At 73.4% G+C, this 21,093-nt stretch carries 20 protein-coding genes; 10 read left to right on the forward strand and 10 right to left on the reverse strand.

What is annotated here, in order from left to right:
• Window positions 1-48: 48 nt before the first annotated feature.
• On the reverse strand, window positions 49-2,481 hold the full coding sequence (locus QOL16_RS04485; RefSeq protein WP_175473051.1) for an Ig-like domain-containing protein: 2,433 nt from the start codon (window positions 2,479-2,481) through the stop codon (window positions 49-51).
• A gap of 230 nt (window positions 2,482-2,711) precedes the next feature.
• On the opposite strand from QOL16_RS04485, the gene QOL16_RS04490 reads away from it, so the two are divergent.
• Window positions 2,712-3,293: a LemA family protein gene (locus QOL16_RS04490; protein ID WP_065961803.1), complete on the forward strand. Its 582-nt coding sequence runs from the start codon at window positions 2,712-2,714 to the stop codon at window positions 3,291-3,293.
• Window positions 3,294-3,338: 45 nt separating this feature from the next.
• Here the strand turns inward: QOL16_RS04490 and QOL16_RS04495 are convergent, their stop codons facing one another.
• Entirely contained in the window at window positions 3,339-4,604 is a 1,266-nt protein-coding gene (locus QOL16_RS04495) for a winged helix-turn-helix domain-containing protein (RefSeq protein WP_071283253.1), read from the reverse strand.
• Window positions 4,605-4,698: 94 nt separating this feature from the next.
• Between QOL16_RS04495 and QOL16_RS04500 the strand changes: the two genes are divergently transcribed.
• Window positions 4,699-5,937 carry an AI-2E family transporter gene (locus QOL16_RS04500; protein WP_065961812.1) on the forward strand — a complete coding sequence of 413 codons (1,239 nt, stop codon included), beginning with the start codon at window positions 4,699-4,701 and terminating at the stop codon, window positions 5,935-5,937.
• A 92-nt stretch (window positions 5,938-6,029) separates the two neighbouring features.
• The gene (ilvA, locus tag QOL16_RS04505) at window positions 6,030-7,289 is read left to right on the forward strand and encodes a threonine ammonia-lyase (RefSeq protein ID WP_083393807.1); all 1,260 of its coding nucleotides are present in this window, start codon (window positions 6,030-6,032) and stop codon (window positions 7,287-7,289) included.
• Between the two features lie 89 nt (window positions 7,290-7,378).
• Here ilvA and greA read toward each other — a convergent pair whose 3' ends face one another.
• Together greA and QOL16_RS04515 are read right to left on the reverse strand one after the other, a co-directional pair.
• Window positions 7,379-7,867, reverse strand: a complete 489-nt coding sequence (gene greA, locus QOL16_RS04510) for a transcription elongation factor GreA (protein ID WP_065961813.1) — start codon at window positions 7,865-7,867, stop codon at window positions 7,379-7,381.
• Between the two features lie 67 nt (window positions 7,868-7,934).
• Complete coding sequence (locus QOL16_RS04515; RefSeq protein WP_171898747.1) at window positions 7,935-8,261, reverse strand: DUF4307 domain-containing protein; 327 nt, start codon at window positions 8,259-8,261, stop codon at window positions 7,935-7,937.
• A gap of 284 nt (window positions 8,262-8,545) precedes the next feature.
• Between QOL16_RS04515 and mca the strand changes: the two genes are divergently transcribed.
• Complete coding sequence (gene mca / locus QOL16_RS04520; protein ID WP_139197268.1) at window positions 8,546-9,436, forward strand: mycothiol conjugate amidase Mca; 891 nt, start codon at window positions 8,546-8,548, stop codon at window positions 9,434-9,436.
• Window positions 9,433-9,726, forward strand: coding sequence for a hypothetical protein (locus tag QOL16_RS04525; protein ID WP_083230175.1), 294 nt, complete (start codon window positions 9,433-9,435; stop codon window positions 9,724-9,726). Before mca ends, QOL16_RS04525 begins: the two co-directional genes overlap by 4 nt.
• A gap of 139 nt (window positions 9,727-9,865) precedes the next feature.
• Here the strand turns inward: QOL16_RS04525 and QOL16_RS04530 are convergent, their stop codons facing one another.
• Window positions 9,866-10,567 carry a hemolysin III family protein gene (locus QOL16_RS04530; RefSeq protein WP_065961817.1) on the reverse strand — a complete coding sequence of 234 codons (702 nt, stop codon included), beginning with the start codon at window positions 10,565-10,567 and terminating at the stop codon, window positions 9,866-9,868.
• 79 nt (window positions 10,568-10,646) lie between these two features.
• Between QOL16_RS04530 and QOL16_RS04535 the strand changes: the two genes are divergently transcribed.
• The 3 genes from QOL16_RS04535 to QOL16_RS04545 all read left to right on the forward strand — a co-directional run bounded on the left by QOL16_RS04535 (window position 10,647) and on the right by QOL16_RS04545 (window position 14,303).
• Window positions 10,647-11,432 (forward strand): isoprenyl transferase, encoded by a 786-nt coding sequence (locus tag QOL16_RS04535; protein ID WP_065961821.1) that lies wholly within the window; start codon window positions 10,647-10,649, stop codon window positions 11,430-11,432.
• 207 nt (window positions 11,433-11,639) lie between these two features.
• Entirely contained in the window at window positions 11,640-12,749 is a 1,110-nt protein-coding gene (locus QOL16_RS04540; protein WP_065961824.1) for an aminotransferase class V-fold PLP-dependent enzyme, read from the forward strand.
• Window positions 12,750-12,941: 192 nt separating this feature from the next.
• Window positions 12,942-14,303, forward strand: a complete 1,362-nt coding sequence (locus tag QOL16_RS04545; protein WP_175473050.1) for a PhoH family protein — start codon at window positions 12,942-12,944, stop codon at window positions 14,301-14,303.
• 275 nt (window positions 14,304-14,578) lie between these two features.
• Here the strand turns inward: QOL16_RS04545 and QOL16_RS04550 are convergent, their stop codons facing one another.
• The 5 genes from QOL16_RS04550 to xseA all read right to left on the reverse strand — a co-directional run bounded on the left by QOL16_RS04550 (window position 14,579) and on the right by xseA (window position 19,108).
• Window positions 14,579-16,009, reverse strand: a complete 1,431-nt coding sequence (locus tag QOL16_RS04550; RefSeq protein ID WP_083230404.1) for an aspartate ammonia-lyase — start codon at window positions 16,007-16,009, stop codon at window positions 14,579-14,581.
• 124 nt (window positions 16,010-16,133) lie between these two features.
• Window positions 16,134-16,748, reverse strand: coding sequence for a carbonic anhydrase (locus QOL16_RS04555; protein WP_065964691.1), 615 nt, complete (start codon window positions 16,746-16,748; stop codon window positions 16,134-16,136).
• A 90-nt stretch (window positions 16,749-16,838) separates the two neighbouring features.
• Window positions 16,839-17,474: a DUF4245 domain-containing protein gene (locus QOL16_RS04560; protein WP_071283219.1), complete on the reverse strand. Its 636-nt coding sequence runs from the start codon at window positions 17,472-17,474 to the stop codon at window positions 16,839-16,841.
• Window positions 17,471-17,722: an exodeoxyribonuclease VII small subunit gene (locus QOL16_RS04565; protein WP_065964688.1), complete on the reverse strand. Its 252-nt coding sequence runs from the start codon at window positions 17,720-17,722 to the stop codon at window positions 17,471-17,473. Before QOL16_RS04565 ends, QOL16_RS04560 begins: the two co-directional genes overlap by 4 nt.
• Before the next feature lie 144 nt (window positions 17,723-17,866).
• Window positions 17,867-19,108 (reverse strand): exodeoxyribonuclease VII large subunit, encoded by a 1,242-nt coding sequence (xseA, locus tag QOL16_RS04570; protein WP_071283217.1) that lies wholly within the window; start codon window positions 19,106-19,108, stop codon window positions 17,867-17,869.
• A 204-nt stretch (window positions 19,109-19,312) separates the two neighbouring features.
• Here xseA and QOL16_RS04575 point away from each other — a divergent pair, with 204 nt between their 5' ends.
• Window positions 19,313-20,377: a 4-hydroxy-3-methylbut-2-enyl diphosphate reductase gene (locus QOL16_RS04575; protein WP_065964685.1), complete on the forward strand. Its 1,065-nt coding sequence runs from the start codon at window positions 19,313-19,315 to the stop codon at window positions 20,375-20,377.
• On the forward strand, window positions 20,374-21,093 hold the full coding sequence (locus QOL16_RS04580; RefSeq protein ID WP_071283215.1) for a DUF6264 family protein: 720 nt from the start codon (window positions 20,374-20,376) through the stop codon (window positions 21,091-21,093). Before QOL16_RS04575 ends, QOL16_RS04580 begins: the two co-directional genes overlap by 4 nt.

Raw genomic sequence — 21,093 nt, forward strand, 5'->3', positions numbered from 1 at the left:
AGGAGCCGACCCGCGCCTCCCGGCCCGGCGCCGTGGCGCCCGCGGGGATCAGCGCGCGGCGACCGGAGCCGTCCGGCGCAGCACCCACCACGTCGCGAGCGCCCCGAGCGCGCAGGTCACGGCGACCGCCGTGGCCGCGGTGCCGGCCGGACCGGCCGTACCGGGCCCGGACAGCACCGCCGTGCCGAGCGCGAGCGAGACCGCGGCGAGGGCGACGTACCGCGTCCGGGCGTGCGCCAGCAGCACCGCGCCCGCGGTGCCGGGGACGGGGACGAGCGACGCGACGAGCGCACCGACGCCGCCGACGCACAGGGTGGTCGCGACCTCGGAGGTGAGGGCCGGCAGGAACCCGGTCTCGGGCGTGAGCGAGTGCAGCACCCACCCGGTGACCGCCAGCACGAGCACCGCGGTCGTCCGTGCCGTCGCGACGCGCACCCCGTTCGCCGTCGTGGACGCGAGGCGGAGTGACCCGGTGCCGTCGCCCGGGCGACCGACGGGGACGAGGACGAGCCCGAGCACGAGCGCGGGGGAGCAGTCGGCCGCCCGGGTCACCGCGCAGGCCACGAGTGCGACGGCCACGAGCCACGGCGAGACGCGGAAGCCGACGAGGGCACGGTCCGAGCCGGCCGCCCAGCGCGTGGCGAGGACCACAGCCGCGGCGAGCAGGGCGGACCCGACCAGGACGGCCAGGGCGAGGCGGACGTACCGGGCCTCGAGGGAGACACCGACGCCGAGGAGCGTCGTGACGGCGACGATCCCGACACCGAGGGTGACCGCCGCCCAGGTCGGCAGGACCTCGTCGCCGGGCCGACGCTCGGATCGCGGTCGGTTCCGTCCGAGCAGACCGACGAACGGGTTCCGGAGCCGTCCCCGCGCGGCCGCTCCCACGAGCGCCAACGGTGCCGCGACGAGCACCAGGAAGCCGACGGCGACGGCGGCGGCGGTGCCCGCCGTGGGCCACGACCAGGACGACTGGACGGTCGGGACGCCCCGGTCGAAGGAGGTGGACGCGGTCCAGTCGCCCGCGGGTCCGGTCCAGTCGCGTGACGCGCCCGAGCCGGGGCCGCCGTGACCAGCGGAGGGGCCGCCCGTGGTCCCCGCGCCACCGTCGGACGGCGCGCCGGTACTCGTCCCGGTCCCCGCGGGGTCCGGGACCGGCGTGCCCGGACCGGCCGTCGCACCCGGACCGGCACCCGCACGCGTCGGCGTCGTGCCCCGGCCCGGGGTGGGCGTGCCGGCGCTGGCGGTGGCGCCCGCGACGGCGTCCCCGGCGACGACCACCCGCACGACCGACGAGGACGGTGAGAAGTTGCCCGCGGCGTCCTGCTGGGTCGCGGTGAGGTCGTGGGAGCCGGCCGTCGCGCCGGGGCCGGACGTGGTGCACCGCCACGTTCCGTCACCACCGACGGTCGTGCGGCAGACGGGTGCGCGGTCGAGGTACACCGTCAGGACGGCAGCCGGTTCGCCGGTGCCGCTGACCGTGGTGGTGGCCTCGGTCAGCCGGTCGCCCGACACCGGCGCCGTGACGACGGGGGCGGCCGGCGCGGAGCGGTCCAGGACCACGCGTTGCGGTGCGGACGCCGCGCTGCGGAGGTCGGACCGGTAGCCGGCCGCGGTGCTCGCGGTCTGGGTGGCGGTGACGGTGAGCTGACCGTCCTGGGCACCGGTGGCCGCGAGGGGCACGGTCCAGCGACCGTCGGCCCCGACGATCGCCGAGGCCTCGCCGGTCGAACCGGCCACGGCGACGGCGACGCGGGCGCCGGCGAGGCCGGTGCCGCTCACCGGGCCGACGGTGGCACCGGCGGTCGTGACGACGGGCGGGACGACGACGTCCGACGCCGGCGCGGCGGCCGAGCCGAGGGCGGGGTCGGTGCGGTCGGTCACGGTGAAGACCTGCTGCGGTCCCGAGCGCACCGTCGCCAGGCACGCCCAGGAGCCGTCGGCCGCGACGGTCGTCCCGCAGCCCGTGTCAGCCGGACCGGAGACCTGCACCGCGTGCCCGGCCGTGCCGCTGCCGTTGAAACGGACCGTCGCCGTCGTCACGTCGCCCGGGTCGGCGATCGTGGGACGGGTCACCGGTGGGTCGGTGGGCGTCGGGGTCGGTGTCCCCGGGCGCCCGGTGGCCGGCGGCAGGGTGCCGAGCAGCGGCGTGCGGTCGGGGGCGCCGGTCGACGAGCCGGCGGCAGGGGTCTGGGCCTCGGCCGCGGCGGGGGCCTCGGCGGCGAGGGCTTCGGTGGAGGCGGTCAGCGGCGACGCCGTCGCGGTGTTCCCGGCGGTCACCGCCGGTGTCGTCGTGGCGGGTGCGGCGGTGTCGGCCAGCGCCGCGGGGGCGATCACCAGCAGGCCGGCGACCGCGGCGACGAGGGCGGCGCCGAGGGCACCCGCGCGGGCTCGTCGACGCCCGCGGGGTCGCTCGGCTGGGCCGTCGTCCCCGACGGCCCGTTCGTCCACGTTGTCCCCGAGCGTGTTCACCGTTTCCATCACACGTGATCGCGGCGCTCGGGTCAATCCACCACACGGATGACACCCACGTCGGCCGGTCGGCCAGGGCGACTGCCGCACGCGAGGTGGACGCCACTCGGGAATCCCCCGTGAACCGAGGCTCCCGTCCGGCGGTCAGGGTGCTGCTCGGTAGGATCGACAACGGCCGTCAGACGGCCTCGCACCCGCGCTGCACCCCGCGGGACCCGACGCGCAGAGGAGTACACGCGATGGACACCGGTCTCGTCACGACGTTGATCGTCGTCGGAGTGGTGGTGGTCCTGCTCGTCGTGGTCGGGATCGCCCTCTGGGTGAGCTACCGGTCCATGGTGTCGCTCCAGGCCCGCGTCGACGGCGCGTGGTCGGACATCGCGGCCCAGCTCGAGCGTCGCGCGGAACTCGTCCCCACGATCGTCGAGACGGTGCAGGGGTACGCGACCCACGAGAAGGCGGTCTTCGACGACGTCGCTGCGGCGCGGGCGGAGACCCTCCGTGCGACCGACGCCACGAGTGCGTCCACCGCCGAGGGACACATGCAGAAGGCACTGAAGAGCGTGTTCTCGGTGGCCGAGGGGTACCCGCAGCTGCAGTCGAGCCAGACCTTCCTGCAGCTGCAGTCGGAGCTCGTCGCGACCGAGGACGGCATCCAGGCTGCCCGCCGCGCCTACAACGGCGGCGTGCGGGAACTGAACACGAAGATCCGCTCGTTCCCGAACTCGGCCTTCGCCAGGAGCAAGGGCGTGACCGAGGCGCGGTTCTTCGAGACCGCGGAGCCCGCGGCGATCGCGGAACCGCCGCGCGTCCAGTTCTGACGGGCGGCCGTCGGAGCTTGTCCGTCCGTCGCGGACCGCGGCCGGTCAGTCCGCCGTCGGTTCGGGTGCGGGCTCCGCGGCGTCGGTGTCGTCGGCCGACACGTGCGGCACGAGGGGGACGCCGAGCGCCCCGGCCACCGCGGACGCTGCCGACCCGCGGTCGGTGACCTCGATCCCGTCGAGCCCCTGCCACGCGGCGGCACGCCGGAGCGCCTCGGCCAGGCGCTCGGCGTCGAGCTGTCCGCCGGGCTCCTGCCAGGCGGTCCGGACGCGGAGCACCCCGCGCTGCCGGTCGCTCTTAAGGTCGACCCGACCGGCCAGGCGGTCGTCCTGCAGCACGGGCAGGACGTAGTAGCCGAACACCCGGCGCGGCGCGGGCGTGTAGATCTCGATGCGGTAGTGGAACCCGAACATCCGCTCCGCCCGGCGACGGAACCACACGACGGGGTCGAACGGGCTGAGCAGCGCGTCGGCGTCGATGCGGCGCGGCAGCCGGGCGTCGACGTGCATCCAGGCGCGGTCCCGCCAGCCCGCCACCTCGACCGGCACGAGCTCGCCGCGGTCGACGAGTTCGGCGATCGCCGCTGCCGTGTCGTCGGCGCGCAGCCGGTGGTGGTCGGCGATGTCCGCCCGGGTCCCGACGCCGACCGCCCGCGCGGCGCGTCGGACGAGCTCGGTGATCGCGGTGTGCCGGTCCGGGGCGGTCTCGAGGAACCCGGGCGGCAGGACCTGCTCGGGCAGGGCGTACACGCGCTCGAAGCCCGCCCGTCCGGCGCTCACCACGTCGCCCCAGCGGAAGAGCTGTTCGAGCCCGGTCTTCACGTCGCTCCACCCCCACCATGGCCCGCGGCGGACGTTCGACTCGTGCTCGACCGCGCTCGCCGGCATCGGCCCCTCGGCCCGGAGCAGCGCCAGGAGTTCCCGTCGCACCGCTGCCGTCCGTTCGACACCCGTGGCGCGGGTGGGTCCGGCGTCCCGTTCGCGGTACGCGTCCATCCGCCAGCGGTACAGCGGCAGGTCGGCGCGGGGGACGAACGCCGCCTCGTGCGCCCAGTACTCGACGTAGGGGCCGCGACTCGTCATCGTCAGGCGGTCGAGGGCCGACCGGTCGTAGGCACCGAGCCGGGCGAAGAGCGGCAGGTAGTGCGACCGCTCGAACACGTTCACGGAGTCGATCTGCAGGAGCCCGAGTCGGTGCACGACGGTGTTCAGCGACCGCGTCCCGACGGTCGCCGGTCGCGGGGCGGCGAAGCCCTGGGCGCCGAGCGCGATGCGGCGTGCCTCGGCAGCGGAGAGCGTCGTCCTGACCATGCGCCCGACGCTACCGATCCCCGCCGACACGGGGTGTTCGCGGTGTATGCCGCATCTGGAACGTTCGATCTGTCGCGTCGGTACAGTGGCGGACATGGCCTGGGGAAAGAAGACACAGCCCGATCCCGTCGTCGACGAGACGGTGCCCGCGGGCATGCGCATCGCGGGGGCGTGGTCGTGGCGCGTCCTCGTCGTGATCGGCGTCGTCGCGGTGGTCATCTACCTGGTGACCCTGTTCAGCGAGGTCCTCATCCCGTTCCTGATCGGGATCGTCGTCGCGGCGCTGCTCGTGCCGCTGTCGAACTGGATGCAGCGCCACCACGTGCCGAAGTGGGTCGCCGTGGTCGTGAGCCTGGTCGGCGGCCTCGCCGCCGTCACCGGCCTCGTCTGGCTCGTCGTCGACCAGATCGCCGCGTCCTACCCCTCGCTGCGCGAACGGACCCTGTCGCAGTACGACACCATCCGCGACTTCGTGATGAACTCGGGCCTCGGGATCAGCCAGGACGACGTCAACCGGTACCTCAACCAGGCCACCGACTGGCTCTCGAGCAACTCCGGCTCGATCCTGTCCGGCGTCGCCAGTGCCGGCTCGTCGCTCACACACCTGCTCGCCGGGCTGTTCGTCGTGATCTTCACCACGATCTTCCTGCTCATCGACGGCAAGAACGTCTGGCGCTGGACCGTGCGCCTCTTCCCGAAGAACGCGCGCTCGGCCATCGACGGCGCCGGGGTCGCCGGGTGGACCACCCTGACGAGCTTCATCCGCGTGCAGATCTTCGTGGCCTTCGTCGACGCCGTCGGCATCGGCATCGGCGCCGCCGCCCTGCAGCTGCCGCTCGTCATCCCGATCGCGGTGTTCGTCTTCCTCGGCGCGTTCATCCCGGTCGTCGGTGCGATCGTGACCGGCTTCCTGGCCGTCTTCATCGCCCTCATCTTCAACGGGTGGGTGGCCGCGGTCATCATGCTCGGCGTGATCCTCGTCGTGCAGCAGGTCGAGGGGCACATCCTGCAGCCGCTCGTCATGGGCAGCGCGGTCAAGGTGCACCCGCTCGCCGTGGTCCTCGGCGTCACGGCCGCCTCCGGGCTCGCCGGCATCGCCGGGGCGTTCTTCGCCGTGCCCCTCATCGCCACCGTCAACTCGATGGTCACGACGATCGCGAGCGGCCGGTGGAAGGGCCTCGACTCCGACCACGTGCTCGAGGCGAAGCAGCGCGACCACCACGCGAGCGTCGAGGCGAAGCGGAAGCGGAAGTGGCGGAAGCGGCACCCCGACGGCGTGCCCGCTCCCGGCAGCGACGAGCAGCCGACGGCCACGAAGGGCACGGCAGGCTGACCTCCGGCACGACCCGCTGTGGACGGCTGAGTCCGTCCACAGATCCGTGTCACGAGTTCGCCGCACCGGCCCCGAACGACGATGATGGGTCCGTGACCGACACCAGCGTGCCCCAGCAGCAGACCGCCGCGTTCCCGACGCTCGCGGACATCGAGGCCGCCCGACGCACCATCGCCGGGGTCGCCCGGGTGACACCGATGGAGACCTCGGAGTTCCTCGCGGGACTGCTCGGGTCCCCGGTGCACCTGAAGTGCGAGAACCTGCAGCGGACCGGGGCGTACAAGCTCCGCGGTGCGTACAACCGGCTCGCGGCGCTCAGCCCCGAGGAGCGTGCCGCGGGCGTGGTGGCCGCGAGCGCCGGCAACCACGCCCAGGGCGTCGCCCTCGCGGCTCGCGAGCTCGGCATCCCCGCAACGATCTTCACCCCGGTCGGCGTCGCCCTGCCGAAGCTCCAGGCCACCCGCCACTACGGTGCCGAGGTCGTCCTGCGCGGCCACTCCGTCGAGGAAGCCCTGAGCGCCGCCAAGGAGTTCTCGAACCGCACCGGCGCGGTCTTCATCCCGCCGTTCGACCACCCCGCGGTGATCGCAGGGCAGGGCACCCTCGGGCTCGAGATCCTCGACCAGGTGCCGGACGTCGACACGGTCGTCGTGCCGATCGGTGGCGGCGGGGTCATCTCCGGGATCGCGCTCGCGGTCAAGGGCACCGCCGAGCGCCTCGGTCGCGAGATCCGGGTGATCGGGGTCCAGGCCGAGAACGCCGCGGCCTACCCGTCCTCGATCAGCGCGGGTGAGCCGGTCACCGTGACCACCCGACCGACCATCGCCGACGGCATCGCGGTGGCCCGACCGGGTGACATGAACTTCCCGATCATCCGCGACCACGTCGACGAGATCGTCACCGTCTCCGACGACGACACCGCACGGGCGCTCCTGGTCCTGCTCGAACGGGCGAAGCTCGTCGTCGAGGCCGCCGGGGCGGTCGGCGTCGCCGCCATCATGTCGGGTGCGGTCCGCGACACCGGGCGCACCGTGGTGCTCCTCAGTGGCGGCAACATCGACCCGCTGATGATGGAGCGCGTGATCACGCGCGGACTCGTCGCCGCGTCGCGCTACATCGGCATCCGGATCATGCTGCCGGACCGTCCGGGCCAGCTCGCCCGCGTCGCCCAGGTCATCTCCGACGCGGGGGCGAACGTGGTCGAGGTCCTGCACACCCGGCACGGCCAGGGGCTCGTCATCAACGAGGTCGCCCTCGACCTGTCGATCGAGGCCCGCGGTCCCGAGCACGCGCAGGAGGTCATGCAGCGCCTGCACGAGGTCGGGTTCCAGCCGGAGCTGCTCGAGCACTGACGCGTGCCGCCCGAGACCGACGCGCCCCGCCCACGAACGACGACGCGCCCCGCCGGAGCGGAGCGCGTCGTCAGGTGCTGCGGCGGAGCCTACGGCTCGTAGCGCTCGACCTTCGTCACCTCGACGGCGATCTCCTTGCCGTTCGGTGCCGTGTACGTCGTCTTCTCGCCGGCGCGCAGGCCGACGATCGCGGCGCCGACCGGGCTGACCGGGCTGTACACCGTGAGGTCCGAGCCGTCGGCCACGATCTCGCGGTTGCCGACGAGGAAGGTCGACTCGTCGCCGGCGATCACCGCGGTGACGACGGTGCCCGGCTCGACGGTGCCGTCGAAGTCGGCCTCGCCCACGGTCGCGTGCTTGAGGAGTTCGGTGAGCTGGCGGATGCGCGCCTCGATCTTGCCCTGCTCGTCCTTGGCGGCGTGGTAGCCGCCGTTCTCCTTGAGGTCGCCCTCCTCGCGAGCCGCCTCGATGCGGTCCGCGATCTCCTTGCGGGCCGGGCCGGAGAGCTGCTCGAGCTCGGCCGTCAGACGGTCGTGCGCCTCCTGGGTCAGCCAGGTGACCTGGGGGTCGTTGCTCATGTGGGTTCCCTTCGACAGAGAACGAGACCGGCCGGTGTGGCCGGTCTCGCTCGCGAATCAGACGAGTCTAGGGAACCCAGCAGTCGTGGATCAAGCCGGTCACGCCGCGAGTCGCCGTGTTGACCTCGGTCGTGACGGTGCGGGTGCGCTGGTCCGACGGCGGCAGGGTGATGACCTTCCACCCGACGATCGCGTACCCCTTGTCGAGCACCTGCACGGCGCACTTCGCCTCGGTCCCGGGGTCGACCGAGACCTGCGAGTGCACGACGGTCTGGTGCTCGGAGACGACGGTGTACCCGACCTCGGTGTTGTCGAGGCCGTGCGAGCTCTGGTCGAGACCGGCCCAGATCACCCATGCGGCGAACACGACGACGATGGCGGCCGCCGCGACCACGCCGAACAGTCGGGAGCGCTTGCGGCGGTCCGGGGTGCGTCCGTACCGGTCGTCCAGTGCGGCGGTGCCGGTGGGACGCGCGGTCGTGGACGCGTCGGGTGCAAGCGGTTCGGACAGTTCGGGGCTCCTGGGGTGATTATCCTGATCCCAGGGTAGTTCACGCCCCGCTGTGTGCCGCCCGGGTCCCCGGACACCGTCGGTGTGCGTCACGTCCCGGTGGTGCCGCCCGTGCGACGCCGCCCGACACCCCACCACCGTCCCGCTCGCCACCCGTGAGGATCACCGTGCCGTACCGCCTGCTGGCCGTCCACGCCCACCCCGACGACGAGTCGAGCAAGGGGGCGGCGACCGCGGCCCGGTACGTCGCCGAGGGCCACCAGGTCCTCGTCGTGTCGTGCACCGGCGGCGAGGCCGGCGACGTCCTCAACGAGCAGCTCGGCGAGCCGGCGACCACGCGCGCGCACCGCGACATGGCGGGCTACCGGCGGACCGAGATGGCCGCCGCGCAGGCCGCGCTCGGCATCGACCACCTCTGGCTCGGCTACCACGACTCCGGGCTGCCCGACGCCGAGAAGGGTGAGACGGTGCGACCCGGGACCTTCTCGACCGTCCCGCTCGAGTACTCGACCGAGGCGCTCGTCCGCGTGGTCCGTCGATTCCGTCCGCACGTGCTCGTCACGTACGACGAGAACGGCGGGTACCCGCACCCCGACCACATCCGCACGCACGAGGTCTCCGTGGCCGCCTGGCGCGACGCCGCCGACCCGGCGAAGTACCCGGACGCGGGGGAGCCGTGGGAGGTCGCGAAGCTCTACTACGAGCGCACGATGAACCCCCGCCGCTTCCGCACGATCTTCGAGGCCCTGCAGGAACGCGAGCCCGACAGCCCGGCGCTCGGTGAACTCCGCGAGTGGGTGGAGCGGTTCGCCGACCGGCCCGACCTCGCGACGACCCACGTCGACGTGCACGAGTACTTCGACGCCCGTGACGCCGCCCTGCGCGCGCACGCGAGCCAGGTGCCGCCGGACAGCGCGTTCTTCTACTGGCCGAACGACCTCCTCGCGACCGTCTGGCCGACCGAGGACTACCAGCTCGTCGAGGCCCGCGTGCCCACCGAGTTGCCCGAGTCCGACCTCTTCGCCGGGATCCCGGCAGACCAGGAGCACGCCGCGTGAGCACCATCCTGACGGCCCTCGCCGCCGCCGCACCGAGCCCGAGCCCGTCGGTCGTCCCCGACGTCGACGTCACCCCCGGGGTCGTCGGCTTCATCGCGATCGCGGTGGTCGCCGTCGTGACGATCTTCCTCGTCGTCGACATGACGCGACGCATCCGTCGCACCCGCTACCGCGCCGAGGTGCGCGAGCGGCTCGAGGCCGGCGACACCGGTGCCGTGACGGACGAGCCGGAGCGGCGTGCGGCCGAGGACGGCCGGGCCGACGTCGGCGACGACACCGAACGCGGCTAGTCGCGACCCGGTGACGGACGGGAGGCGCGTGGCGGGCCCGCCACGCGCCTCCCGTCCGTCACGTGGTCCCGAGCGGTCGTGACCGGTCGCGTCCCGGGGACGGCCCGGTCCGTCAGGACCGTCGGAACGGTGGTCCTGGTCAGCGCACCGGGTGCAGCGCCACGATGAGCACGCCGACCCACTGGGCGGCGAACGCAACGACGGTCAGCGCGTGGAAGACCTCGTGGAACCCGAACACGGTCGGCGCCGGGTCGGGACGCTTGAAGCCGTACACGAGCGCACCGACGACGTACGCGAGGCCGCCGGACAGCACGAGCACGGTCATCGGGACGCTCGCGGCGAAGAACTGCGGCAGGAGCCCGAGCGCCGCGCACCCGAGGACCAGGTAGATCGGCACGTAGAGCCAGCGCGGGGCACCGATCCACAGGACCCGGAACGCGATGCCGAGCGCGGCCCCCGTCCACATCACCCAGAGCACGACCACCATGAGCTGGTGGGGCAGGGCGCAGATCGCGATCGGCGTGTAGGTGCCCGCGATGAGCAGCAGGATGTTCGTGTGGTCGATCCGCTTGAGGACGGCCTTCACCCGCGGTCCCCAGGGGAACCGGTGGTAGGTCGCGGAGACGCCGAACATCAGCAGGGACGTCGCCATGAACACGGCGCTGCCGGCCTTCGCCGCCGCGCTGTCGGCCAGGGTGACGAGCACGACGCCCATCGCGACCGCGACGGGGAACGTGCCGAGGTGGATCCACCCACGCCAGGCCGGCCGGGGTGCCTCCTGCGCGGCGGAGGCCTCCTCGGTGAACGGGACGTGGGGGAGGGTCGCGGTCTCGTCCTGCATGGGACGACACAGTAGGGGCGCTGGCCGAACGGCAGCCGAGCATCGCACGGAGGGCACGACGGTGCACTACAGTCGTGCCGTGGCGGGCAAGGTGCAGTGGGCAGGCAGCGGGATCCTCTACCGCGCCTACCAGCGACGCATCCGCCGCCAGATCGACGGCCAGGCGATGCCGAAGCACGTGGGCATGATCGTCGACGGCAACCGGCGCTGGGCGAAGCAGCTCGGGCTGGAGTCCGCGGCCCACGGCCACCGGGCCGGCGCCGCGAAGATCCCCGAGTTCCTCGACTGGTGCGACGACGTCGACGTGCAGGTCGTGACGCTCTACCTGCTGTCAGCCGACAACCTCACCGGGCGCGGTGGCGCGGAGCTCGAGGAGCTCGTCGGCATCATCGCCGACCTCGCGGGCACGCTCGCCGAGCACCGCGACTGGCGGGTGCAGCACGTCGGTGCGAACGAGGGCCTGCCGGAGAACCTCGTCGCCGCACTCGAGTCCGCCGAGGAACGCACGAAGGACCACACCGGGCTGCACGTCAACCTCGCGGTCGGCTACGGCGGACGGCGGGAGATCGCCGACGCCATGCGGAGCATCGTCCGGGCTCACGGCGAGGGCGGCGGCACGCTCGACACCCTGGCCGAGGTCCTCACCCCCGAGCTCATCGGCGACCACCTCTACACGCAGGGGCAGCCCGACCCCGACCTGGTGATCCGGACCTCGGGCGAGCAGCGGCTCTCCGACTTCATGCTGTGGCAGAGCGCGCACAGCGAGTTCTACTTCGTCGAGGCGTTCTACCCCGACCTGCGGCAGGTCGACTTCCTCCGCGCGGTCCGCGACTTCGGACGGCGGTCGCGGCGCTTCGGCGGCTGACGAGCGGTTGCCGGGCGGTGCTCGGGCGGCCGGCGGGCGGTTGCCCGGCGGTGCTCGGGCGGCCGGCGGGCGGTTGCCCGGCGGTGCTCAGGCTGCCGGCGGGCACCCGCCCCGGCGCGACCGATGTGCGCCTGGTGGCCTGCGTTCGGTCGGACCGGTCCATCCCAGTAGACTCACAGGGTTTTCGTCCCACGGAAGGTTGCCCCTGTGAACACCACCGAGTACGCGGCCGGCTTCGCCGAGGAGCCCGGCTACCTCGACCACGCCGCGTTCGGTCCCGTGCAGACAGCCGTCCTCGAGGAACAGCGCGTGCTCGGCACCATCCAGGAGCACATGCGCTTCGGCGCCATGGAGACGCTCGACGAGCAGGACGCCCGTGTCCGCACCGTCGCCGCACGGCTCGTCGGCCGCCGCGAGGACCAGGTCGTGTCGCAGACCGCGACCACCCCGGGCCTGCTGCACGCCGCGTTCGGCATGACCGGCGGCGTGCTCGTGGCCGCGGACGAGTACCCGTCGCTGCCCCTCGCCCTCGCGAGCGCCGCGTCGGCCACGGGCGGCCGCGTGCAGCCCGTCGTCGTCGAGGCCGGCGCCGGGTGGATGACACCCGAGCTGATCGCCTCGCGCCTGACCGACGACGTCACCGCCGTGGCCGTCTCGCTCGTCGACTGGCAGACCGGGTACCTGGCCGACCTCGCCGGCATCCGCGAGGTCATCGGCGACCGCCTGCTCGTCGTCGACGCCATCCAGGGCTTCGGCGTCGTGGACGCGCCCTACGAGGCCGCCGACGTCGTCGCGACCGGTGGACAGAAGTGGCTGCACGCCGGGTGGGGCACCGGCTTCGTGTCCTTCAGCGACCGCGCCCTGAACCGGCTCCGTCCGGCGCTGTCCGGCCCGCACGGCACCACCGGGTGGCCGACCGAGGTGCCCGCGGTGAAGCCGGGCGCCGCCGGCTACCAGATGACCCGCGTCGACCCGGTGGCGCAGGCGCGCCTCGCGGTGTCGCTCGAGCGGCTCGTCGCCGTCGGTGTCGCGGAGGTCGAGCGGGTCGTCGCCGACCGTGTCGAGCGTGTCTTCGACATCGCCGACGAGTTCGGCCTCGTCATCGAGTCGAGCCGCGACCCGCGCGAGCGCGCCGGGATCGTCACGCTGCGTCCGCCGCAGGGCCGGCTCACCGCGCTGTCCGCCGCGTTCCACAACCACGGCGTGACCGCGACGACGCGGCTCGGGGTCGCCCGGGTGTCGGTGTTCGCGTCCACCACGGACGAGACGCTCGACATGTTCCGGGACGCCTGCCTGTCCTACGCCACGATGCAGTAGCACCCCGCACCGTCCCGTTCACGCGACCGTAACCTGCGGCGCAGCGTGTCGCGGGTCGGACGCCACGGGCCGGACGTACGGTCGCCACATCGGGCACAGCGCCCGGTCGAGGCGGCCACGGTCGGTGCTTCGAGACCCGCTCCACGGCCGCGTCGAGGACATGGACCGGGCTGCTCGCGGCCCGGGGATGGAGTGGTCGTGACCTCTCAGAACGTCTCGCGCGGAACCCAGCAGCACCCCACCGCGGACTCGTCCACCTCGGTCGCCCAACGCACGTACGTGCTCGACACATCGGTGCTCCTCAGCGATCCGCGGGCCTTGTTCCGCTTCGCCGAGCACGCCGTGGTCCTGCCCGTCGTGGTCGTCAGCGAACTGGAGGCCAAGCGGAACGACCCGGAGATCGGGTACTTCGCGCGACAGGCCCTCCGGCTGCTCGACGAGATGCGCATCGAGCACGAACGCCTCGACTTCCCGATCGCCCTGGCCGACGGCGGGTCGTTCCGGGTCGAGCTGAACCACTCGAACCAGTCGGTGCTGCCCTCGGGACTCCAGCTCGGCGACAACGACTCCCGGATCCTCGCCGTCGCGTCGAACCTGGCGAACGACGGGCTCGACGTGGTCGTGGTGTCGAAGGACCTGCCGCTGCGGGTCAAGGCGTCGTCGATCGGCATGGCCGCCGAGGAGTACCGCGCCGAGCTCGCGGTCGACTCGGGCTACACCGGCATCACCGACCTGCAGGTCTCCGGCGAGCAGATGAGCGACCTGTACGAGCGCGAGGAGATCGCCTCGGCGCAGCTCGCGGACGTGCCCGTGAACACGGGTGTCGTCATCCAGTCCGAGCGCGGCTCCGCCCTCGGCCGCGTGCACACCGCCGGGTCGGTGGCGCTCGTGCGCGGCGACCGCGAGGTCTTCGGCCTCCGCGGTCGGTCCGCTGAGCAACGGCTCGCCATCGACGCGCTGCTCGACCCGGAGATCGGCATCGTGTCGCTCGGCGGCTCGGCCGGGACCGGGAAGTCGGCGCTCGCGCTGTGCGCCGGGCTCGAGGCCGTCCTCGAGCGGCAGCAGCACAAGAAGATCATGGTGTTCCGCCCGCTGTACGCGGTGGGCGGCCAGGAACTCGGGTTCCTGCCCGGTGACGCCGGCGAGAAGATGAACCCGTGGGCACAGGCCGTGTACGACACGCTCGGTGCACTGGTGTCGGAGAACGTGCTCGAGGAGGTCGTCGAGCGCGGGATGCTCGAGGTGCTGCCCCTGACGCACATCCGCGGTCGGTCCCTGCACGACGCGTTCGTGATCGTCGACGAGGCGCAGTCGCTCGAGCGGAACGTCCTGCTCACGATGCTGTCGCGCATCGGGCAGAACTCCCGCGTCGTGCTCACCCACGACGTCGCCCAGCGCGACAACCTGCGGGTGGGCCGGCACGACGGCGTCGCCTCGGTGATCGAGCGGCTGAAGGGACACCCGCTGTTCGCCCACGTCACGCTGACGCGGTCGGAGCGCTCGGCGATCGCGGCGCTCGTGACCGAGCTGCTCGACTCGCCCGACCTGGGGTAGCGCGCGGCCGGGCCGGGCCGGGCCGGGCCCGGCCCGGCCCGGCCGGGCCCGGGCCCGTCCCGCGAAAGCGACAGATCGCGGGACCGCGCGCCCGTCCTGTCCGCGGAAGCGACAGATCGCCGCTGATGGTTCAGCGCGATCTGTCGCTTTCGCGATCCAGGGCACGGGGAAGGGGCCGTGGACGAGCCGGCGCGCGGTGGGCGCGACCGGACGACGGACGGGAGGCGCGGTGCCGGCTGGCACCGCGCCTCCCGTCCGTCAGGGGGTCCCGCTGGTCAGGCGGGGCGGGTCATGCTGAGCACGTCGAGGGCGCGGTCGAGCTGTTCCTCGGTGACCTCGCCGCGTTCGACGTGCCCCAGGGCGACGACGGCCTCGCGGACGGTGACGCCCTCGGCGACGGCGTACTTCGCGACCTTGGCGGCGGCCTCGTAGCCGATGGCGCGGTTCAGCGGCGTCACGATCGAGGGCGAGGACTCGGCGAAGGCGCGCGCCCGCTCGAGGTTCGCCTGCAGGCCGTCGATCGTCTTGTCCGCGAGCACCCGCGAGCTGTTCGCGAGCAGGCGGATCGACTCGAGGAGCGCGGTGCCCATCACCGGGATCGCGACGTTGAGCTCGAACGAGCCGGAGGCCCCGGCCCACGCGATCGTCGCGTCGTTGCCGACCACCCGGGCCGCGACCATGAGGGTCGCCTCGGGGATCACCGGGTTGACCTTGCCGGGCATGATCGACGAGCCCGGCTGCAGGTCCGGGATGTGTAGCTCGCCCAGGCCGGTGTTCGGGCCGGAGCCCATCCAGCGCAGGTCGTTGTTGATCTTCGTCAGGCTGACCGCGATCACCCGGAGGGCGCCGGACGCCTCGACGAGGGCGTCGCGCGCGCCCTGCGCCTCGAAGTGGTCCACCGCCTCGGTGATCGGCAGGCCGGTGTCCTCGGCGAGCTGCGCGATGACCTGCTGCGGGAAGCCCTTCGGCGTGTTGATGCCGGTGCCGACCGCGGTGCCACCGAGCGGGACCTCGGCGACGCGGGGCAGCGTGGCCTGCACGCGCTCGATGCCGAGCCGGACCTGGCGGGCGTAGCCGCCGAACTCCTGCCCGAGCGTGACGGGCGTGGCGTCCATGAGGTGCGTGCGGCCGGACTTCACGGCGTCGGCCCAGAGCGTGGCCTTCGCCTCGAGGGACTCCGCGAGGTGCTCGAGCGCGGGCACGAGGGTGCGGATGAGCGCCTCGGTCACGGCGACGTGCACCGAGGTCGGGAAGACGTCGTTCGACGACTGCGAAGCGTTGACGTGGTCGTTCGGGTGCACGTCCGACCCGGCGATCCGGGTGGCGAGCGTCGCGAGGACCTCGTTCATGTTCATGTTCGACGAGGTGCCGCTGCCGGTCTGGTAGACGTCGACCGGGAACTGGTCGTGGTGGTCCCCGCCGATGACCGCGTCGGCGGCCTGGGCGACGGCCTCGGCGATCGGGGCGTCGAGGATGCCGAGCTGCCCGTTCACGATCGCCGCGGCACGCTTGATCCGGGCGAGGGCGACGATCTGCGCCGGCTCGAGCCCGGCGCCCGAGATCGGGAAGTTCTCGACGGCGCGCTGCGTCTGTGCGCGGTACAGGGCGTCCACGGGGACCCGGACCTCGCCCATCGTGTCGTGCTCGATGCGGTACCCGTCGGTTGCGGGGGAGCCGGTGGTGTCGGTCGCAGTGGTGTCGGTCACGTCGTCGTGGTCCTTCCTGGGGTGCGCTGCCGGGGCGGGTTGCCCCGGCGGTGGGTCGCCCCGGAGGTCGTCCGGGACGCTCGTCGCGGTGGGGGACCGGCCTGGCGGGCCGGTCGGCCTCGTGTCAGGCCTGGCCCACCACGGTGTCGAAGGAGACCTCGCCCGTGGTGAGGTCGTAGGTCGCCCCGACGACCGCCAACCTACCGTCTGCGATCGCGTCGGAGACGACGCCGGACCGCTCGATCACCTGGCGGAGCGTGGCCTCGAGGTGGGCGGCGCCGACGACCTCCTGCGGCACGTCGGGGTCGGTGGCCCGGACGCGCTCGACGCTCGGGGCGATGGCGTCCACCAGTGCCTGCAGGTGCGGGGCCTGCACGGGCTCACCGGACCGGGCGGCGGCGACCGCACCGCAGCGGGTGTGGCGCAGCACGACGACGAGCGGGGTGCCGAGCGCGACGACCGCGAACTCGATCGAGCCGAGGACGACGTCGTCGACGATCTGACCGGCGTTGCGGATCGCGAAGACGTCCCCGATGCCGGCGTCGAACACGTGCTCGAACGGCACGCGCGAGTCGGAGCAGCCGAGGACGGTCGCGAACGGTGCCTGCGAGCCGGTGAGCTCGGTGCGGCGGTCCGGGTCGATGCGGCCCGTGCGGCGCTTGTCGGCGGCGAAGCGGGAGTTGCCCTCGACGAGCAGGCGCAGGGCCTCGGACGGGGTGGAGGCGGCGCGGTCGGTCATCAGGTTCCTCGGGCGGTGCGGATCGGGTCGGGGTTCGTCACGGCCCGTGGCGCACGGGGACGGTGCGACCACGGAGCTGCGGTGCTGACGCTACCGGGAGAACTGCTCGGTGACCGCCTTCGCGACGGTCTCGAACGAGTCGTCGTCGGCGGTGCCGCTCAGCACGATCGTGTTGCGGTCGATGGTGGTGACGAGCGAGTACGCGTGGTTCCCGGCGTCCTTGCCCTCGTCGCGGCGGTCGTACACGGTCCACTTCGTGCCCGCGATGGTGCGGACACCCGTGGCCGGCTTCTGGTCGAGCTGGTTCGACACCCACGAGGCGTTCGCGTCGATGCCCTGCTGCAGCCCGATGTACTGGCGGTCCGGGGTCACGAGGCCGACGGTCCAGACCCGCACCTGGTCGGAGGAGCCGTCCTGGAAGTCGGCGCGGTTCGACGAGAAGCCCTTCGGCAGGTCGGGAGCCGCGAGCTCGACCCTGGGGACCTTCGCCTGCGACGCGATCTGCTGGTAGTCGACGGAGCGGTCGACGGTCTGGTCGGGTCGGACCACGACGAGGACCAGGAAGAGCACGATGCCGAGCGACGCGATGAGCGCGAGGACGAGGTTGAACGCCGTCTGGTGCTCGCGGCGGGAGCGGCGGGCGGCGTCCTTGCGCGCCCAGGTCTCCTCGGGGGTCTCGGGGCGGCCGAGCTCGGCGACGATCGGGCGGCCGTCGGGGTCGGTCACCGGGCACCCCCGTCGGCGTCCTGGTCAGTGCCGGCGGCACGGGCGGCGTCGAGCCGGGCACGTGCGCCGACGAGCCACTCCTCGCAGCGGGCGGCGAGGGCCTCGCCGCGCTCCCAGAGGGCCAGCGACCGCTCGAGCGTCGCGGAGCCCTGCTCGAGTTCGCCGACGACGCGCACGAGTTCGTCGCGCGCCGCTTCGTAGCTCAGTGACTGCACGTCGGACGGCGTGGGTTCCTGCTGGGTCGACACTCCTCGATCCTACCGAGCACCCTCCGACGTGCCGTACCGCGCGGTACCCCCTGTGGAGGACGGACGGCGGGCCCCGGCCCAGGTCCGGCCTCGCTTCGGGTCTGGTCGCGGAGCCTTCCGGCCCCGCGTCCACCCCGACCCCGGTCAGGCCCCGGCGCCGTCCGGCCCCGGCCCGTCGGGCTCGAGCGTGCCCGTCGCGGTCCCGGCACCGAGCGTGACGTGCACGGGCGTCGCACCCCGCAGGTCCTCCGAGCCGCGGACGACCCCGCCGTCCGCGGTCTGCACGATGGCGTACCCGCGGCGCAGGGTCTCCCGCGGCGACAGCGCGCGCAGCCGGCCGGTCAGGTGGCCGACCTCGGCGTGCGAGCGCTCCAGCCGACGGTCGAGCAGCTCCCGGGCCCGGGACAGGTCGCGGGCGATCTCCTCGGCCCTGGTGTCGACGAGCCACGCGGTCGACGCGAGCGCCGGACGGGACCGCAGCGAGGCGATCCGGTCGGCCTCGACGGAGAGCACGTGTGACAGCCGCAGGCCGAGCCGGGCGCGGGCCTGGCGGACGTTGGCCAGTTCCTCGGCGACGTCGGGGACGACCCGCTTGGCGGCGTCGGTCGGCGTCGAGGCCCGCAGGTCGGCGACCTCGTCGAGGATCGGCCGGTCGGCCTCGTGGCCGATCGCCGAGACGATCGGGGTGCTCGCCGCGGCGGCGGCCCGCACGAGCCCTTCGTCGCTGAAGCCGAGCAGGTTCTGGAAGTCGCCGCCGCCGCGCGCGACGATGATGACGTCGACCGTCGGGTCGGCGTCGAGCTCGACGATCGCCGCCGTGACCTCGCCGACCGCGCGCTCGCCCTGCACCGCGGTGTGCACCGTGCGGAACTCGACCTGCGGCCACCGGAGCTGCGCGTTCCGCTTGACGTCCTTCTCGGCGTCGGAGTCCTTGCCGGTGATGAGCCCGATGCGGTGCGGCAGGAACGGCAGACGCTTCTTGCGGGCGGGGTCGAACAGCCCCTCGGCCGCCAGCGTGCGACGCAGGCGTTCGAGCCGTTCGAGCAGGTCACCGAGCCCGACGTGCTTCATCTCGACGACCTGCATGGTCAGCGAGCCGCCCTTGACCCAGTAGTTCGGCTTGACCGCGGCGACGACCCGGGCCCCCTGCTTCAGGTCCGCCGGCACCCGGGAGCGCACGCTCGACCAGATGGAGAAGGACACCGTGGCGTCGACCTCGACGTCCTTGAGCTTGCCGTAGACGTTGCCGCCGGCGACGTTCCACTGGGTGATCTCGCCCTCGACCCAGGCGACCCCGAGCCGGTCGATCCAGTCGCGCAGCTTCGCCCCGAGCAGTGCGACGGGCCACGGGTCGTCCGCCGTCGGGGGTCCCTGTTCGATCGCCATGCCCCCAATGCTGCCGCATCCCGGCGACACCGGGCGGCGGGCCCCTCGCCGCATCCGGGCGACACCGGGCGGCGGGCCCCTCGCCGCATCCGGGCGACACCGGACGACGGGACCCTCGCCGCGGTCCGGCGGCACCGGGCGGCGGTCGGCGGCCGGTCCACGGCACCCAGGCCGCGCCCCTGCCCGCCACCTATCATCGAGGGCGTGACGATCACCAACGGCCGCACGGTCCCGCTCGCCCCGCCGCGGGTGCACGCAGCGCGCGGTCGACTGCGGGACGAACCCGTCGCCGGCACCAAGAAGGTGCTGCTCGCCGCTCCCCGCGGCTACTGCGCCGGCGTCGACCGTGCGGTGGTGGCCGTCGAGAAGGCCCTCGAGCAGTACGGCGAGCCCGTCTACGTCCGCAAGCAGATCGTCCACAACGTGCACGTCGTGTCGACGCTCGAGCAGCGCGGAGCCGTCTTCGTCGACGACGTCACCGAGGTCCCGCGCGGCGCCCACGTCGTCTTCAGCGCGCACGGGGTCTCACCCGCCGTCGTCGCCGGTGCCGCCGAGCGCGACCTGCACGCCATCGACGCCACGTGCCCCCTCGTCACGAAGGTCCACCGCGAGGCCACCCGCTTCGCGAAGGCCGAGCGCACGATCGTCCTGATCGGCCACGCCGGACACGAGGAGGTCGAGGGCACGATGGGCCACGCCCCCGAGCAGACGATCCTGGTCAACGGGCCGGAGGACGTCGCCACGCTCGAGGTACCGGACCCCGACAACCTCGTCTGGCTGTCCCAGACCACCCTGAGCGTCGACGAGACGATGGAGACCGTCCGCCGGCTGCGGCAGCGGTTCCCCACGATCGAGGACCCGCCCTCGGACGACATCTGCTACGCGACGCAGAACCGCCAGGTCGCAGTGAAGAAGGTCGCGCCCGCCGCCGACCTCGTGATCGTGGTGGGGTCCGCGAACTCCTCGAACAGCGTCCGGCTCGTCGACGTCGCCCTCGAGTACGGCGCCGCGGCCGCGCACCGCGTCGACTACGCCGAGGAGATCCGTCAGGAGTGGCTCGACGGCGTCGCCACGGTCGGAGTCACGAGCGGCGCGTCGGTGCCCGAGGAACTGGTCACCGAGGTGCTCGAGCAGCTCGCGGACGCCGGCTACGGCGCCGTCGAGGAGGTCGTCACCGCGCACGAGGACCTCATGTTCTCGCTCCCGAAGGAGCTCCGCACCGACGCGTCGGGCAACCCGACGCGCTCGCTCGGCGGGCGTCGCCGGTGAGCGGCGGGGAGTGGTCGGCGGCTCCGGAACGCGAGCCGGGTCACGTCGACGAGACGGCCCTCGGCCGGGAGGCACGCCCCGCCTCCGCCACGTCGGCCGCCGGTCGCGCGGACGGCCGGGTGCACGGCACGCCGGCACCCGGGTACGGCGAGTACGCGCCTGAGGGCTGGGTGAACCCGGTCCTCGTCGAGCAGGAGCGCCGCGACGAGCGCGAGCGTGGCGCGGCCGCAGGTGCGCAGACGACCGGGTCCTCCGCGTCGTCCCGGCGGCCCGGAGCGGGGACCGCTGCTCGGCCCGAGGGACGCGCCGCTGCGACGGAGGGCGCACCGGGCGCGGGCAACCGCTACGGCGCGACGCCGCTCGACTTCGTCGTGACGGTCGGCCTGCTCGCGACGGGACTGTTCTCGACCGTGCAGGCGCTCGCCGTCTCGCAGGTGGCCTCCTCGGTCCGCGAGACCTTCGAGCGGCAGTACACGACCTTCTCGGACCCGGCGGCGCTCTCCACGGCGGCCGTCGTCGGCGCGATCGGCAACGTGGTCGTGTTCGCCCTGGTCGCGTGGTGGTCGGCGCGACGCCTGCGGGCCCGCCGGTGGACCTTCTGGGTGCCCTTGCTCGGCGGGGTCGTCGCGACCGCGATCAGCGTGGCGGCGTTCATCGCCGTGGTGCTGCGGGACCCCCGCTTCCTGCAGGCCGTGCTGCAGCACTCCGGCGGCTGA

Origin of the sequence: Curtobacterium sp. MCBA15_004, from assembly GCF_001865055.2 — a bacterium.
Taxonomy (GTDB): Bacteria; Actinomycetota; Actinomycetes; order Actinomycetales; family Microbacteriaceae; genus Curtobacterium.